A 357-nucleotide genomic window follows, 5' to 3' on the forward strand; every position below is an offset into this window, starting at 1 on the left:
CCTGGCAGAACCATTTCCTTGTCTTCTGGCAGCTCGATCGTGCCGGTCACGTCAGTTGTACGGAAGTAGAACTGAGGACGGTAGCCCTTGAAGAAAGGCGTGTGACGACCACCTTCTTCTTTGGACAGAATGTACACCTCGGCGTCGAAGTCCGTGTGTGGCTTGATCGAACCAGGTTTGGCCAGAACTTGACCACGTTCCACGTCTTCACGCTTGGTACCACGCAGCAACAGACCGACGTTATCGCCAGCTTCGCCTTGGTCCAGCAGTTTGCGGAACATTTCAACGCCGGTACAAATGGTCTTGACCGTGTCTTTGATACCCACGATTTCGATTTCTTCGCCGACTTTGATGATG

1 protein-coding gene is annotated in these 357 nt (G+C 52.9%); it reads right to left on the minus strand.

Features of this window, described 5'->3' with window-relative positions; genetic code table 11:
- Positions 1-357, minus strand: a 357-nt coding sequence (locus V6936_RS17340) for an EF-Tu/IF-2/RF-3 family GTPase (protein ID WP_336580176.1), incomplete at both ends; no start/stop codon positions are given.

Origin of the sequence: Alcaligenes sp. CHO6, from assembly GCF_037120595.1 — a bacterium.
Lineage (GTDB): Bacteria > Pseudomonadota > Gammaproteobacteria > Burkholderiales > Burkholderiaceae_B > Alcaligenes > Alcaligenes ammonioxydans.